At 25.1% G+C, this 17,651-nt stretch carries 8 protein-coding genes and 2 pseudogenes; 5 read left to right on the top strand and 5 right to left on the bottom strand.

Annotated elements, in window-relative coordinates; genetic code table 11:
- Window positions 1-61: 61 nt before the first annotated feature.
- Window positions 62-650: pseudogene (rsmD, locus tag AB4W65_RS00125) on the bottom strand (16S rRNA (guanine(966)-N(2))-methyltransferase RsmD).
- Between the two features lie 125 nt (window positions 651-775).
- Between rsmD and ftsY the strand changes: the two are divergent.
- The 5 genes and pseudogenes from ftsY (at window position 776) to AB4W65_RS00150 (ending at window position 9,652) form a co-directional block, all read left to right on the top strand.
- The gene (gene ftsY, locus AB4W65_RS00130) at window positions 776-2,011 is read left to right on the top strand and encodes a signal recognition particle-docking protein FtsY (protein WP_367673621.1); all 1,236 of its coding nucleotides are present in this window, start codon (window positions 776-778) and stop codon (window positions 2,009-2,011) included.
- Between the two features lie 161 nt (window positions 2,012-2,172).
- A complete protein-coding gene (gene rpoH / locus AB4W65_RS00135; RefSeq protein ID WP_367673622.1) occupies window positions 2,173-3,030 on the top strand; it encodes an RNA polymerase sigma factor RpoH in 858 nt (285 codons plus the stop codon).
- A 1,456-nt stretch (window positions 3,031-4,486) separates the two neighbouring features.
- Window positions 4,487-5,292: pseudogene (locus AB4W65_RS00140) on the top strand (Cof-type HAD-IIB family hydrolase).
- A gap of 243 nt (window positions 5,293-5,535) precedes the next feature.
- On the top strand, window positions 5,536-7,812 hold the full coding sequence (gene metE, locus AB4W65_RS00145) for a 5-methyltetrahydropteroyltriglutamate--homocysteine S-methyltransferase (RefSeq protein WP_367673623.1): 2,277 nt from the start codon (window positions 5,536-5,538) through the stop codon (window positions 7,810-7,812).
- Window positions 7,813-8,182: 370 nt separating this feature from the next.
- On the top strand, window positions 8,183-9,652 hold the full coding sequence (locus AB4W65_RS00150; RefSeq protein WP_367673624.1) for a potassium transporter TrkG: 1,470 nt from the start codon (window positions 8,183-8,185) through the stop codon (window positions 9,650-9,652).
- Between the two features lie 51 nt (window positions 9,653-9,703).
- Here the strand turns inward: AB4W65_RS00150 and AB4W65_RS00155 are convergent, their stop codons facing one another.
- The 4 genes from AB4W65_RS00155 to rpoC form a co-directional block, all read right to left on the bottom strand.
- Complete coding sequence (locus tag AB4W65_RS00155) at window positions 9,704-10,573, bottom strand: YicC/YloC family endoribonuclease (protein ID WP_367673625.1); 870 nt, start codon at window positions 10,571-10,573, stop codon at window positions 9,704-9,706.
- 78 nt (window positions 10,574-10,651) lie between these two features.
- Window positions 10,652-12,238, bottom strand: a complete 1,587-nt coding sequence (gene purH / locus AB4W65_RS00160) for a bifunctional phosphoribosylaminoimidazolecarboxamide formyltransferase/IMP cyclohydrolase (protein ID WP_367673626.1) — start codon at window positions 12,236-12,238, stop codon at window positions 10,652-10,654.
- A gap of 119 nt (window positions 12,239-12,357) precedes the next feature.
- The gene (locus AB4W65_RS00165; RefSeq protein WP_367673842.1) at window positions 12,358-12,645 is read right to left on the bottom strand and encodes an HU family DNA-binding protein; all 288 of its coding nucleotides are present in this window, start codon (window positions 12,643-12,645) and stop codon (window positions 12,358-12,360) included.
- Window positions 12,646-13,327: 682 nt separating this feature from the next.
- The gene (rpoC, locus tag AB4W65_RS00170) at window positions 13,328-17,575 is read right to left on the bottom strand and encodes a DNA-directed RNA polymerase subunit beta' (protein ID WP_367673627.1); all 4,248 of its coding nucleotides are present in this window, start codon (window positions 17,573-17,575) and stop codon (window positions 13,328-13,330) included.
- Window positions 17,576-17,651 lie beyond the last annotated feature (76 nt).

A 17,651-nucleotide genomic window follows, 5' to 3' on the forward strand; every position in this document is an offset into this window, starting at 1 on the left:
AATTTTTTAATATTATTTTGTGTAAAAATTTTATATATTATGTATTTTTTTATTAATTACTTTATTTTTTAAATTCTATAAAATAATGCATTTTACGTATATAAAGACGATAATTGATTTTTCTTGTTGATTTTTCTTTTTTTAGAATCCAGTTATTTGGAATATATATATTTTTTCTTGTTTTTTCTTTTTCTATATATATCCATGAATTATTTTTTAACCACATATTGTTTTCTAGAAGAAAAATTGTTTTTTCTAAAAAAATATTATAAAAAGGAGGGTCAAGAAAAACAATATCGTAGGTTTTTTTTTTTTAGCCATTTTAAGGTATCAGTGTGAATCACTTCTATTTCTGATATATTTAATTTTTTTATGGTATGTATAATTTTTTTTATTATATTTATATTTATTTCTAGTAAGGTAACATTCTTGGCGTCACGTGATATAGCTTCTATTGCTAATGCTCCACTTCCAGAGAAACAATCGAGACATTGGGAATTTTGAATTTTTGTATTCAACCAATTAAATAGTGTTTCCCTCATCTTATTAGTAGTAGGTCTTAATGATTTCTGGTTGATTACAGGTATGCGTCGATTTTTAAAATGTCCAGAAATAATGCGCAGATTAGTATTTTTTTTGTTTATTTTCATTTTATGTTATATATTTATTTTTTATAAAATCGTAGTATTCATGCATGATATTTATATATAATTGAATTATAGATTAGTTTTTTAAAGAAATAAATCTTGCGATATTTTTATTTTAAGGTGAAGAAATGAAAAAAAATTTTTTTTTAAATTTCTTTTCTTTTTCAAAAAAGAAAAGAAAAAAAGTTGTGGAAAATAAAAATAATATTCTTAAAAAAAATAAAAAAATTCATCATATATCAGTTAGTAATGTAGATAAAAATATATTTGATTCATCAAATATTATTTCTAAAAGATCATTCACTAATAGTTTAATGGATGTTTCTCAAAAATCAAGTCGTGATTGTGACAAATATAATTTAAATAAGGTGGATATACAATCTAATCAAGATGCTAAGAAAATAAGTACAGGAAAAAATTTATTAGAGTTAAAGAATAATTCTTTTATAAATAGAAATAATTTTATAAAAAATCTGAAAGAGAAATTAAAAAAAACAAGAAATTATTTAGGATTAGGAATAAAAAATATTTTTTCTAATAAAAATGTTGATGTAAATTTATTCAATAAGTTAGAAGAACAATTATTGCTTTCTGATATCGGTTTTGCAACAACTAATTTAATTATTAACAATTTAAAAAAAGAAACTATACGTAATAAATTAAGTAATACTAAAGAAGTATATGATTTATTAAAAGGTCAAATGTTAAATATTTTATCTAAAGTTGAAAAAAATATAGATGTAGTTCAATCAGATTTTCCATTTGTAATTTTAATGGTAGGTGTGAATGGTGTAGGCAAAACAACTACTGTTGGTAAACTGGCAGCAAAATATAAAAAATTAGGTAAATCAGTAATGTTAGCCGCAGGAGATACTTTTAGAGCTGCAGCCATAGAACAGTTAAAAGAATGGGGATTTAAAAATAATATATCAGTGATAGCTCAACGTATGAATGCTGATCCAGCCGCTGTTGTCTTTGATGCAATAAAATCTGCTCAGGCAAAAAAAATAGATATTTTGATTATTGATACAGCAGGTAGGTTACATAATAAAGTTTATTTAATGAATGAATTAAAAAAAATAAAAAGGGTAGTAAATAAGGTAAATATTTTAGCTCCTCATGAAATAATTTTAGTTGTTGATGCATGTAGTGGACAAAATATAGTACAACAAACAAAATTATTTCATGAATCATTAGATTTAACCGGAATAGTAATAACTAAATTAGACGGTACAGCAAAAGGTGGTGTAATTTTTTCCGTCGCTAATCAATTTTATATACCTATTTATTACATTGGTACAGGTGAAAACATAACTGATTTAAAAGTTTTTAATAGCCGAACGTTTATAGAATCTATATTCTAATATTTTTATATTAGAATATAATTTTCAGATATCGGTGCTTTTTTTTTAATATGTGGATGTAATAAATAAAACGATAGCCTTTGATTTATTATCATAATTAACGTATTATGAAATGACTTAATGAAAATTTATTAGTTTAATGACGTAATTTAGGGATTAAAATGATTAATAAAATGAATATTTTATCTCTTACTGCTTTGGGTAATTTAGATGCTTACATTAGATCAGCTAATTCTTGGCCTATGTTATCATGCGAAGAAGAAAAATTACTGGCAGAACGTCTTTATTATAATAGTGATTTAGATGCAGCTAAAACTTTAATTTTATCTCATTTACGCTTTGTAGTTCATATTTCTCGCAATTATTCAGGATATGGATTACCTCAAGCTGATCTCATTCAAGAAGGAAATATAGGTTTAATGAAAGCTGTTCGTCGTTTTAATCCTGAAGTAGGTGTTAGGTTAGTGTCTTTTGCAGTTCACTGGATTAAATCAGAAATACATGAATATGTATTACGAAATTGGCGTATTGTAAAAGTAGCAACAACAAAATCACAGAGAAAATTATTTTTTAATTTAAGAAAAGCTAAACGACGTTTAGGATGGTTAAATGAAGATGAATTAGCAATAGTAGCTAAAGAATTGGGGGTTTGTAGCGAAGATGTACGGGAAATGGAATGTCGTATGTCAGCTCAAGATATATCATTTAATCCATTTCCAGATGATGAGAGTCATGAGAGGAAATTAACCACTGTGATGTCTCATTTAAGAGATCATTCTTCTGATTTTGCAAATGGAGTTGAAGAAGATAATTGGGAAACTCATACAACTAATAAACTAATTAATGCATTACGTATATTAGATGAACGTAGTCGTCATATTATACGTGCAAGATGGTTAGATGAGAATAATAAAATCACTTTGCAAGAAATTGCTAATGGGTACGGTATTTCAGCAGAGCGAGTGCGTCAATTAGAAAAAAATGCAATGAAAAAATTGAGAATAGCGATAGAAGCATAATTTTTATTTTTTTAATATATTAAAAAAATATTTTTAATTTTTTAAAATTTAATTTACAAAAAGATTATTAATTTTTAATTAATTCATTATATATGATGAACTATTTTTTAAATTCATAAGGTATGATAGATCATAGATAATATGTATATTTTCATATTTAGAGTTAATTTAATTTTCATTAATAATTAATTTTTTTTTGTTGAAAATATATTGATTATTGGTGAAAAATAATGTTTTCTTAAAGTTATTAACTTTTTTAGTTAATTTTAAATATTAATAAAATATTATTTTTTATCCTAGAAATATTAATTTTATAATATTTTTATATTAAAAGTTTTATTTTTTAGTAATAAGTAGTATTAATATACCTCATTGCTTATTTTGAAATTTAATTTCAGTGTTTTTTTATGAAATCTTATATTATACGAATAATATGTATTTTGTTTATTAAAAATTTTTATTTCATATATCAATTAATATTTGTTTATTCAATAACTTTAATAAATAAGTAGTTATAATAATCATTATATATGTTACACATACAGTAACATTTAATTCTTTAATGTAATTTAAATATTTTTTAAAATAATATTTTTTATATTTTTAAAACTAATGTAAATTATATATATTTTATATTTTTTTATAAAAATATCAATAATATAATTATATATATAATATAATTAAGTGAATTCAATAAAAATATTTTCTATTTTTTGTTTTTATAAAAAGTAAGATATAGTATAGTAAATTTTAATTTATATTAATTACAAGTTTGTATTTAATGATTTTAAAGTTAATTTTTATCTTTTATTACCATCAGCAATGATCTTTTACTGAAAAATATATTTATAACAATGTTATTTTTCTAAATAATGTTAATTATATTTCATGATTATTTTTTATAAAGGTATTTATCTTTCATAAATATATATATAAAATTTATTTTTTATTATATTTTCTTATATATTTATAATTAGTAATTATATACTTGTATATATTGTAATTTTTTTTATTAATTTTCATTTAACTTTATATTTTTATTTATATTAGTATATATAGTGTTTATTTTCTTAATTTAAATTAAGAAAAATTAATGCATCATAAATGTTTTATGATATGAATGATTTATCTGGTACATTTTTTATTAAATAGAATTTATTTTAATTATTAGTTTATTTGAATTGAAATAATTAATTTTAATTAAATTTTAAAATTTTTTAATTATTGTAATTATTTACTAATTTAGTTATATATATTTATATATAGATATTAGTAAAGTTTTACATTGATTTTAGTAACTGGATTAATAGTATTATTTTTAATATTTATTAAATAATTTGAAAAATAATTTTTTTAATAAAAATATTTATTTAAATTTTTTATTGATATTTATCAAAAATAATAATTTTTTATTTTTTAATAATTTTATTCATATTGATTAAATTTAACGGAAATTATGTGTATCTATAATATTATTGTTTCTGATTTAGATGGTACTTTATTATCTTCTGAATATAAAATAACAGATTATACGAAAAAAATTATTCAAATTTTATATCAGCAAGGTTTTTTTTTGTTTTTGCTACTGGTCGTCATTATTTTGATGTTTTAGAAATTTGTAATTATTGTGAAATTACTGCATTTATGATTACTTCAAATGGAGCGCAAATTTATAATTTAGACAAACATTTAATATTTGCTTGTGATATTAAAAGCAATGTTATTTCAAATTTTTTACAGAATATTAATTTAGATACTGATGTGGTCATGCAAATGTATTGTAAGAATCAGTGGTATATTGATAGAAAAAATATAAAAAAATATTTTTTTTATCAGGGATCATATTTTAAGCATCAAGTGGTAGATTTTGATTGTTTTAAAATGGATAATGTTAGTAAGATTTTTTTTACTTCAAATAATAGAAATAAATTATCTTTATTAAAAAAAGAAATTATGCATCTTTTTAAAGAAGATTTAAATATCAGTTTTTCTTCTAATACATGTCTTGAAATAATGTCAAAAAAAGTATCAAAAGGAAATGCATTAATTTTTTTAATGAAATATTTAAACTTTTCATTGAAAAATTGTATTACATTTGGTAATGCTATGAATGATATAGAAATGTTAAAGATTTCAGGTAAAGCATGTATTGTGCAAAACTCTGATTTAGCATTGAAAAATAAATTACCATATGTTGAAGTAATAGGATCTAATGACAACAATGGTGTGGCATGTTATTTAGATTCATTTTTAAAAAAATAAAATTATTTTAGGTGGACATTATAACAATAAATTATTTATTTTTAATTAATATTTAAATTAATAAAATATTATGGTAGTAATATTAACGATATTTTACTAAGAAATAAATTTTGTTAAAAAATATAATTTTTTCTATTAAATATTTATAGATAGAATTTATGATAAAATAATTTAATTTTTTATATAAATAGACTCTTATCATAATTTTTCTTATTAATTATGTTTATTAACAATGGATGATATATGGCTATAATAAATCATATTCTTGGATTTCCAAGAATTGGGTTACATCGTGAATTAAAAAGAGCACAAGAAAAATATTGGTCTGGAAAAATTTCACAAGATAATTTATTAGTCGTGGGAAAAGAATTAAGAAAAGAACACTGGTTTCAACAAAAAAAAGCAGGTATCAATTTATTGCCAGTGGGTGATTTTGCTTGGTACGATCATGTATTAAGTACTAGTATGTTATTAGGTAATATTCCACAACGTCATAGGAATGAAGATGGATCTATTGACTTAGATACTTTATTTCGTATTGCGAGAGGGATAGCTCCTACTGGACAATCTGCTTTAGCTTCAGATATGACAAAATGGTTTAATACTAATTATCATTATATCGTTCCTGAGTTTACTAAAAATTATAAATTTTTTTATGGATGGACTCAGTTGTTAGATGAAGTAGATGAAGCATTAACTTTAGGTCATAAAATTAAACCGGTGATTTTAGGTCCCATGACGTATTTATGGTTGGGAAAAGTTAAAGGAGATGCGTTTAATCGACTAGATTTATTACCAAATATAATTCCAATTTATCAATATATTTTTTCAGAGTTAGAAAGAAGAGGAATAGATTGGGTACAGATAGATGAACCTATTTTAGCGTTAGAACTTCCTGATAATTGGTTAAAATTATTCAATAGTGTATATCAAGAATTAAAATGTAATATAAAATTATTACTAACTACTTATTTTGATAGTGTAAACCATAATATTGATGTTATTTGTCAGTTTCCTATACAAGGATTACATATTGATTTGGTATATGGAAAATATGATTTATACAGTTTAAATGATCGATTACCAGAAGATTGGATCTTATCATTAGGTATTATTAATGGTCGTAATGTTTGGCGAGCTGATCTTGAGTATTATTTTGGTATCATTCAGTTATATTTAAAGAAAAGAAAGAATTTATGGATAGGTTCTTCATGTTCTTTATTACATTCTCCTCTTGATGTAACTTTAGAAAAAAATATAGATCAGGAGATAATAAATTGGTTTTCTTTTGCTATACAAAAATGTCAAGAATTAGCATTATTAACAAAATGTTTGAATTCTAATAATAATACTGCTTTAAAGAAATGGAGTGATTTTATAAAAAATAGAAGTACATCTGATATAGTTAACAATTTAGCAGTACAAAAAAGAGAAAAATTGATACAATTTAATCAATACTATAGAAAGAATCCATATATCATTCGTTCTAAGAAACAAGGAGAAGAATTTCATTTACCAATATTACCAACAACAACAATTGGATCATTTCCTCAAACAGATAATATTAGGAAATTACGTCTTGATTTTAAAAAAGGTGATATCAGTTATAAAAATTATAAGATTGAAATATCTCGTCATATAAAAGATGTAATTTATCGTCAGGATGTTTTAGGTTTAGATGTTCTGGTTCATGGTGAATTTGAAAGAAACGATATGGTAGAATATTTTGGTGAAAATTTAGATGGTTTTATTTTTACTAATAATGCATGGATACAAAGTTATGGTTCGCGTTGCGTTAAACCTCCTATTATTATAGGTGATGTAAGTCGTTCGAAACCTATTAGTATCGAATGGGCTAAATATGCTCAATCTTTAACAAATAAACCAGTGAAAGGTATGTTAACAGGTCCTGTAACCATTTTATTGTGGTCTTTTGCAAGAGAAGATATTTCTAAAGAAACGATAGCCCGACAGATAGCATTGGCGTTGAGAGATGAAGTAAAGGATTTAGAAAACATTGGTATAAAAATAATTCAGATAGATGAACCAGCTTTAAGAGAAGGTTTACCCTTACGTAAAAGTCATTGGCAATCATATTTAACATGGGCAGTAAATTCATTTCGTTTAACTTCTTCTATAGTGAAAGATGAAACGCAAATACATACGCATATGTGCTATTGTGAATTTAATGATATCATGAATTCTATTATTGATTTAGATGCTGATGTAATTACAATTGAAACTTCTCGTTCTGATATGGAATTATTAGATTTTTTTAAAGAATTTAAGTATCCGAATGCAATAGGACCAGGAGTATATGATATACATTCTCCAACTATACCTACAGTCAAAAGTATTGAAATATTATTAAGAAAGATTATTTCATGTTTACAAGTGGAACAGGTATGGGTTAATCCAGATTGTGGGTTAAAAACTAGAACTTGGGAAGAAACTGAATTATCTTTAAAAAATATGATACAGGCGACAAAAAATTTAAGAAAAGAAATTAATAAAATCTAATTTTACATATAAAAATGGCGCTTATTAGCGCCATTTTTATATGTAAAATTAGATTTTATTAATTTCTTTTCTTAAATTTCAAATTATAAAAAATGAATATTAATGGAATAGTTACTTTTATTGTATTAATATTGATTAATAAAAATATTTTTTTATTAATCATTTAATAGTAATATATAGAAAACAATATATTTTGAAAAATAATTTAGTAATGAACAAATATTACATTGGTTTAAAAAGATTAAAATTTATGATATTTTTCTAAGTTTTTAATATTATAATTCATATTATAATGAATTCATTGAATATGAATATTCTATTGTTTCGGTCAAAAATAATAAAAACAATTTTTATTAAAACAGGGCAATATATGCGCTTTTTTTTAATTTTTAAAATAATAGGTTTACTTATTATTCTTTTTTCTTTTACCATATGGATTCCTTATATATTATCTTTAATTTATTCGGATCATATAGAAAAAATATTTAGTATGACTTTTTTTATTTCTTTTTTTATCGGATTACTCTTATGGTTACCTACTCGTAAAATAAAAAGTAACATACATACCAGAGAAGGATTCATGATAGTCGTATTGTTTTGGATTGTATTAGGGAGTATAGGATCGTTACCTTTTATTTTTTATGAAAAATTAAATATATCTATTACCGATGCTTTTTTTGAATCTTTTTCTGGTTTGACTACTACCGGATCTACCACTTTAATTTATTTGGATCTATTTCCTAAATCTATTTTATTTTATCGTCAAATGTTACAGTGGTTAGGAGGTATAGGTATCGTGATACTTTTTTTAGTTATATCTCCTTTTTTAGGGATTAATGGTATGGGATTATATAAAGTAGAAATTGCAAGTTTATTCAAAAATAGCAAAATAATGCCCCGCATTCATGATATAGCTAAATCTTTGCTATATATATATTGTTTTTTAACCATATTATGTACATTATTATTTTGGATTTTTGGTATGTCTTTTTTTGATGCGATTTCTCATAGTTTATCTACTATATCAATAGGAGGTTTTTCAACACATGACAGTAATATTGGGTATTTTAATAATCAAAGTATTAATATAATAACATCACTCTTTCTTATATTATCCAGTTGTAATTATACTTTACATTTTATTTTTTTTAAAAAAAGAAATATATTTACATATTGGAACGATATAGAATTTAAAATCTTTTTTTATATAAATTTTATGGTATTTATCATATTTTTCTTAGTTCTATATTTGAATCAAAATAATGATTTTTTATTAAAATTTACTAATAAGGTTTTATTTCAGATTTTTTTTACTGAATCAACAGCTGGATTTTCTATAGTAAATCTTTCTACATATCCTTCCTATTGTTCTATGTTACTATTATTGTCTGCATGTATTGGTGGATGTTCTGGATCTATGGGTGGGGGAATAAAAGTGATAAGATTTATATTATTATATAAACAATTTTCCAGAGAAATTAAAAGAATCATTCATCCTAATGCATTATATAATGTTAATGTAGGAAATATAATATTTTCAACTAAAGCATTGGATACTGTATGGGCTTTTTTTTTTGCATATTTTTTATTGTTTTTTTTAGGCATTTTATCTCTTATTTTTACTGGAATTGATGCCTTTTCTTCATGTGCAGCTATTATTTCTAGTTTAAATAATTTAGGATTAGGTTTAGGTGTCGTAGTAGATAATTTTAAATATATAAATAATACTGCAAAATGGATTCTAATTTTAATGATGATTTTTGGTCGTCTTGAGATTTTCACTCTTTTAGTAATTCTCTCTCCTACATTTTGGAAAACATGTATTATAAATAAAAAATAAAATATATTGATTTAAATTTAATTTAATATGTGTAGTTTTTTAAAATTTCATTTATTCTATATTTTGAATTTGTTCTCTCATTTGTTCGATTAAAACTTTTATTTCAATTGTAGCTGCTGTAATATGAGAATTAATAGATTTTGATGCTAAGGTATTAGTTTCTCGATTTAGTTCTTGCATAATAAAATCTAATCTACGTCCCATTGGTTCATATTTTATATTATTAATAATAGAATTAGTATCTGTAATATGTATTTTAATTCTATCTAATTCTTCACTAATATCTATTTTTTGTATTAGTAACAATACTTCTTGTTCAAATCTTGTTTTATCTATAATTATCTGTGATTCTTTTAGTTTTAAAAATAATTTCTCTTTATATAACATTAACACTTTTGGTAATTGTATTTTTATTTTTTTTATTTCATTATTTATTAATTTTAAGCGTTCTTCTATTATTTTTTTTAAAAAAATACCTTCATGCATACGTACTTCTATTAGTTTTTTAATGCTAACTTTTAATGAAGTAAATATTTCAGTTTTTATATCATCAAAATTATCGCGTTTAATTTCAATTACACCAGGCCATTTCAAAATATCAAGAAAATTAATATTTCCCTCATTGATATGTAATTTTATCCATTTAATTGTATTTAATATTTTTTTTATTAAATTTTTGTTTAAAATTATTTTTTCTTCTTTTTTATAACTACCTTCAAATTTTAAATAGCATTCTATTTTTCCTCGATCAAGGTTGCTTCGTATATATTGACGAACAGCGAATTCTAATTCTCGAAATTCTTCTGACATACGAATATGAATTTCTAAATAACGTTGATTTACACTACGTATTTCCCAAATAGCTTTACCCCAATTTTTTTTAAGTTCTATTCTTGCATAACCTGTCATACTGCGTATCATAAAATACCTATAAAATAAATTTATTTTTACATGTATTATTAAAATTATTGTGAAGTTAATAAAGTTATTGAATTTTTATTAATGTTTAAAATAACGAACATTGGTAAAAAACATAGCAATATTGTTTTGATTAGCAGCTTCTATAATTTCTTTGTCACGTATAGAACCACCTGGTTGTATAATACATGTTATACCTACTGAAGCAGCAATATCAATTCCATCTCGAAATGGAAAAAATGCATCAGATGCCATAACGGCTCCTTTTATATTTAATTGTAAGTCTTTTGCTTTAATATTAGCAATTTTAGCAGAATAAATTCGACTCATTTGTCCAGCTCCAATACTTACTGTAGCCATATTTTTTGTATAAACGATGGCATTAGATTTAATATATTTTACTATTTTCCATGCAAATACAGAGTCGTTAAATTCTTGTTTGTTAGGTTTTCTTGTAGTAACAATATTCCAATTATTAATATTATCAATATTAGAGTTTGATTCCTGTACTAATAAACCTCCTTGTACTGATCTATACTCTAATTGATTTTTATTAGAATCGTTTATATCAAATATTAATATTCTAATTTTTGGTTTTTTTTCTGTTATTTTTAAAATATTTTCATTAATATCAGGTGCAATAATTACTTCAACAAATTGTTGAGTAATAATAGTTTTTACTGTTTCTGGATCTAAAGTGTAATTAAATGCAATAACTCCTCCAAATGAAGAAATTGGATCTTTATTATAAGCTTCTACATAGGCTTCTAGAATAGTATTTTTAGTCGCTACGCTGCAGGGATTACCATGTTTTACTATAACACATGTGGGTTGATTAAATTCTTTTACACATTCTATCGCAATATTAGCATCTAATATATTATTATAGGATAATAATAGACCTTGAATTTGTTTTATTTTTTCAGTAGAATTTTTTAATATTTTATTTTCAACATAAAATGCTGATTTTTGGTGTTGATTCTCACCGTAACGAAGATCTTGTTTTTTTATAAAACTTAATTCTAGTTTTTTTGGTAATAACGTTTTATGTAAATTATTTTTTTTTATTTTCTTATTTTTATTAAAAAAATAATTTGAGATGATGGTATCATATTTTGTAACGTAATCAAATGCGGATACCGCTAATTTAAATTTTGTTTTTAAAGTAATTTCATTATTATTTTTGTCCATTTCTGATATTATAGATTGATAATCAGATATATTAACTATAATAGCTGTATGTTTGTAATTTTTAGCTGAAGAACGAACCATAGTTGGTCCACCTATATCAATATATTCTATAATATTTTCTATAGTTAATTTTTTATTGTTAACTATATTCCAAAATGGATAAAAATTTACTACAACCATATCCATTTTAATAATTCCATAATGCTTCATGACATTATTATCGATATTTTGTCTTGCTAGAATACCTGCATATATTTTAGGATGTAGCGTTTTTACTCTTCCATTCATGATTTCTGGAAATTTAGTATAATTTGATATTTCTGTGACCGTAATACCTGATTGTTTTAGTATTTTTGATGTACCTCCAGTAGAGAAAATATTTACATTTCTCATAGTAAGATTACGTGCTAATGTGCAAATATCTGATTTATTTGAAACACTAAGTAGTGCGTTCTTTATTTTGTTTTCTTTTCTCATATAATACCTAATATTTAATATAAAAATCTTTTTTATATTTGATTCATGAACAGAAAATGTTCATATAAATCAGGGGCAACGTGGCCCCTATTGAATCAATATTAATATAATACTTAATATTATTTAACTGCTTCTTTTAAAGATTTACCAGATACAAAAGTTGGTACTTTTGTAGCAGGAATTTGAATTTCTTTTCCTGTCTGTGGATTACGTCCAATGCGAGCAGCTCTATTATTTACTTTAAAAGTTCCAAAGCCCACCAATTGAACAGAATTTCCATTTTTTAAAGATTTTACAATAGAAGATAAAGCCGTTTCTAAAGTTTTTTTAATTTGTTTTTTAGATAATTTAGTAATTTCAGAGACTACATTAATGAGTTGTGCTTTATTCATATTGCTTTCCTGAATAATATTAATTATTTCTTACATTAAGAGTAATATGATTTAATCAGATATTAAGATTATTGATATTAATATATACTAAAGTGGATATTTTTATGTATGAAAAATATTATATAAAAAATAAATTTATTTTATGGTGAGCATTATTTTCATCATTATTAGATTCATTGATTATAAAAATAATTTATAAAAATAAAAAAATGATATAAAAAAGATTATAAATCTATTATATTTATATTCTTATTGTTTTATTTGAAATACATACATTATACAATTTTAAGAAAAGAAAAATATTGTTTTATAAATATTTATTTTATATAAAATATATTTTATATTTAATGAAAGTTAAATTTTAATAATTATATGATATAATATTAAATTTAATATTTTTCTCTATTTATTCAAATTAATTTAAAAATATTAATATTTTATTTTTTATTGTATATATATTAAAAAATAAATAAAATATATTCTTATATTGAATATTTTTTTACTCATCATAATGATATAAAATCATATCATATATATAAATAAATGAAAGATAAATTAGTATATAATATTCAATTGATAAAATTTTATATTTATAATATATATATAAATATATTAATAATATATATGTAAGATATTATGTATTTTATTTTTAATATAAACCGCTATTAAAAAGCAGTTTATATTAAACTATTTGTTTTTATTTATTTTTGTTTTTCATGAGAGTTGAATTTAGCAATTCAGATAAACTTGCAGCAGCCTCTTCGGGACTGATTCCAGATAAAGTGGTATCGGATTTTTTAGTTATTGATGAGGATAATCGATGATGACGATGATTCAATCGATTTTTATGGTATGCATATCCTGTACCAGCAGGTATGAGTCTACCAACAATGACGTTTTCTTTTAAACCTCTTAATTCATCTTTTTTTCCTGCAACTGCTGACTCTGTTAGAACTCGAGTAGTTTCTTGAAAGGATGCAGCGGATATGAATGATTCTGTAGCAAGAGATGCTTTTGTAATTCCCAATAAATCTCTGGAAAAAGTTGCTGGAATTTTATTTTTTTTCTCTAAATTACGATTTGATATTTTTATGCGATAAAATTCTACTTGCTCTCCATCTAAAAATTCTGATTGTCCTGATTTGATAATTGTGGCTTTACGTAACATTTGGCGAATAATAACCTCAATATGTTTATCATTTATTTTTACCCCTTGAAGCCGATAAACTTCTTGTACTTCATTAACAATATATCTTGTTACAGCTTGTATTCCTCTTAACCTAAGAATATCATGTGGAGATTCCGGACCATCAGATATAACATCTCCTCGTTCTACACGTTCTCCTTCAAAAACATTTAGCTGCCTCCATTTAGGAATCATTTCTTCATATATTTCACTACCATCAATGGGAGTAATGATTAAACGTCTTTTTCCTTTCGTTTCTTTCCCAAAAGATATAAAACCGCTAATTTCTGCTAGTATAGCCAATTCTTTAGGTCGTCGAGCTTCAAATAAATCAGCTACTCTAGGTAATCCACCAGTAATATCTTTGGTGACGACTGATTCCTGTGGAATTCTAGCTAATGTATCTCCTGAACTAATTTTAATGCCATTATCTAATTGAATAATACTCCTACCAGGAAGAAAATATTGTGCCGGCATATCAGTACCTGGTAGGAGTACATCTTGGTTAAATGAATCGATTATTTTTAATGCAGGACGAAGATCTTTTGCTATAGAAGTGCGTTCAGCTGTATCTAATATTACTATAGAAGTTAATCCTGTTAATTCATCTGTTTGTCGAGTGATGCTTTGTCCATCTATCATATCAATAAATTTAACATAACCATTTACTTCGGTTATCACAGGTATAGTGTGCGGATCCCATTTAGCTATAGTTTCACCTGAATTAACAGTTTCTCCATGTCCTTTAATCATAATAGCACCGTATGGAATTTTATAACTTTCTTGTGTTCTTCCTAATGCATCTATCATTTTCAATTCAACATTACGTGAAGTAATAATAATTTTACCTTCTGAATTAATTACTGATTTAGAATTATTAAGATTAATTTTCCCTTTATTTTTAACTTGGATACTAGATGTAGCAGCTGCTCTTGATGCGGCTCCTCCAATATGAAAAGTTCGCATTGTTAATTGAGTTCCTGGTTCTCCTATTGATTGCGCAGCAATAACACCAATAGCTTCTCCTTTATTAACCAAATGACCACGTGCTAAATCACGACCATAACAGTAGGCACAAATTCCAAAATCAGTATCACAATTTACTACTGATCTAACTTTGATGCTATCTATGGAATTTATTTCTAATATATCGCACCATTTTTCATTTAGTAATGTATTACGAGGAACTAAAATATCTGCTGAATATGATTGTAAAATATTTTCAGCTGTAAGTCGTCCTAATACTCTTTCTCTTAAAGGTTCTTTAACTTCCCCACCTTCAATTACTGGTGTCATTATAATTCCTTCATGAGTCAAACAGTCATCTTCAGTAACTACTAAATCTTGAGCTACATCTACTAAACGACGAGTTAAATATCCAGAATTAGCAGTTTTTAAAGCAGTATCTGCTAATCCTTTTCTCGCACCATGGGTAGAAATAAAATATTGCAGTACGTTTAAGCCTTCACGAAAGTTAGCTGTAATAGGAGTTTCAATGATAGAACCATCTGGTTTTGCCATTAAACCTCTCATTCCAGCTAATTGTCTGATTTGAGCAGCAGAACCACGTGCTCCTGAGTCTGCCATCATAAAAATACTATTAAAAGATATTTGTTTTTCAATTTTTCCATTTTTATTAATAATAGAATCCATGGAAAGATTGGCCATCATAGCTTTTGCAACACGTTCGTTAGCAGCTGCCCAAATATCAATAACTTTGTTATATCTTTCACCTGCTGTCACTAATCCAGATTGAAATTGTTCTTGAATTTCTGAAACTTCAGTTTCAGCTTCTGTAATAATATCTGCTTTTTCACAGGGTATAACCATATCATCTATGCCGACAGAGGCTCCGGAACGGGCAGCGTAAGCAAATCCCGTATACATGATTTGATCAGCAAAATTAACGGTAGGCTTTAATCCCAGAATACGATAACAAGTATTAATCATTGTAGATATTCTTTTTTTTCCTAAAGTTCGATTAACCATAGAGAAAGGTAAACCTTTTGGAACAATCATCCATAAAATCGCTCTACCTATTGTGGTATCAATAATTTCATTTTTTTTTAAAATAATTTTTTCTTCTTTTTTTTCATATTCAGCAATTCTAATTTTAACCATTGTGTGCAATTCAGCAATATCTGAACGATAGAGACGTTCTGCTTCTTTTGGACCGCTTAAAATCATTCCTTCACCCTTCCCATTGATTTTGGAACGAGTCATGTAATATAAGCCTAAAACAACATCTTGTGAAGGAACAATAATTGGTTCTCCATTCGCTGGAGATAAAATGTTATTGGTAGACATCATTAAAGCACGTGCTTCCAATTGAGCTTCAAGAGTTAGAGGAACATGAACTGCCATTTGATCACCATCAAAATCTGCATTGTAGGCTGCACAAACTAAAGGATGTAATTGTATGGCCTTTCCTTCAATTAAAATTGGTTCAAATGCTTGTATACCCAATCTATGTAGTGTAGGTGCACGATTTAGTAAAACAGGATGCTCACGAATAACCTCATCCAATATATCCCAAACTATAGATTCCTCTTTTTCTACCATTTTTTTTGCAGCTTTAATTGTTGTTGCTAAACCATTTACTTCTAATTTTCCATATATAAATGGTTTAAATAATTCTAATGCCATTTTTTTTGGTAATCCACATTGGTGTAATCTTAGATAAGGACCAACGGTAATTACTGAACGTCCGGAATAATCAACCCTTTTACCCAGTAAGTTTTGACGAAATCGACCTTGTTTACCTTTAATCATATCTGCTAATGATTTAAGGGGACGTTTATTAGATCCTATGATAGCGCGACCTCGACGACCATTATCTAATAGAGCATCTATAGCTTCTTGTAACATACGTTTTTCATTTCTTACTATAATATCTGGAGCAGATAGGTCTAATAATCTTTTTAATCGATTATTTCTGTTGATTACTCGTCGATATAAATCATTTAAATCAGATGTTGCAAATCTTCCTCCATCTAAAGGGACTAGAGGTCTTAAATCAGGTGGTAAGATTGGTAGAACATTGAGAATCATCCATTCTGGTTTATTATTTGATTGTATAAATGATTCTATTAATTTAATACGTTTAGTTAATTTCTTTCTTTTGGTTTCAGAATGACTATTTTGTAGCTCATTTCTTAGGATTTCGCATTCTTCTTTTAAATTTATGTTTTTTAAAAGTGTTTGGATAGCTTCAGCTCCCATTTTTGCATCAAAATCATCTCCAAATTCTTCTAATGCATCCAAATATTGTTCTTCTGTTAAAATTTGTTTTTTTTCTAAATTTGTCATACCTTCATCAACAATCACATAAGATTCAAAGTAGAGAACTCTTTCTATATCTCTAAGAGGCATGTCTAATAATAAACCAATGCGTGATGGCAAGGATTTTAAAAACCAAATATGTGCTATAGGAGAGGCTAGTTCAATATGTCCCATTCTTTCACGACGTACTTTACTTTGAGTTACTTCGACTCCACATTTTTCACAAATGACACCGCGGTGTTTTAAACGTTTATATTTACCACATAAACATTCATAATCTTTTACTGGACCAAAAATTCGTGCACAAAATAAACCATCACGTTCAGGTTTAAATGTACGATAATTAATTGTTTCTGGTTTTTTAACTTCCCCAAAAGACCATGAACGGATGGTATCTGGTGAAGATAATGATATTTTAATTGCATCGAATTCTTCAGCTTTAGTTTGTTTCTTTAGAAAATTAAGCAAGTCTTTCACGGATTAGCTCCCGTCTGAGTGAACAGTGCAAGAGAAGAAGAATAAAAATTAGATGTGTGGTAGTCGGGTATATATT

This window comes from Buchnera aphidicola (Pemphigus populi), assembly GCF_964058935.1.
GTDB lineage: Bacteria > Pseudomonadota > Gammaproteobacteria > Enterobacterales > Enterobacteriaceae > Buchnera_C > Buchnera_C aphidicola_D.

Bases quoted from the DNA above. Each gene is read 5' to 3' on its own strand.
- rpoH (WP_367673622.1), top strand. From the start codon at position 2,173: ATGATTAATAAAATGAATATTTTATCTCTTACTGCTTTGGGTAATTTA.
- ftsY (WP_367673621.1), top strand. From the start codon at position 776: ATGAAAAAAAATTTTTTTTTAAATTTCTTTTCTTTTTCAAAAAAGAAA.
- AB4W65_RS00150 (WP_367673624.1), top strand. From the start codon at position 8,183: ATGCGCTTTTTTTTAATTTTTAAAATAATAGGTTTACTTATTATTCTT.
- AB4W65_RS00155 (WP_367673625.1), bottom strand. From the start codon at position 10,573: ATGATACGCAGTATGACAGGTTATGCAAGAATAGAACTTAAAAAAAAT.
- metE (WP_367673623.1), top strand. From the start codon at position 5,536: ATGGCTATAATAAATCATATTCTTGGATTTCCAAGAATTGGGTTACAT.
- purH (WP_367673626.1), bottom strand. From the start codon at position 12,238: ATGAGAAAAGAAAACAAAATAAAGAACGCACTACTTAGTGTTTCAAAT.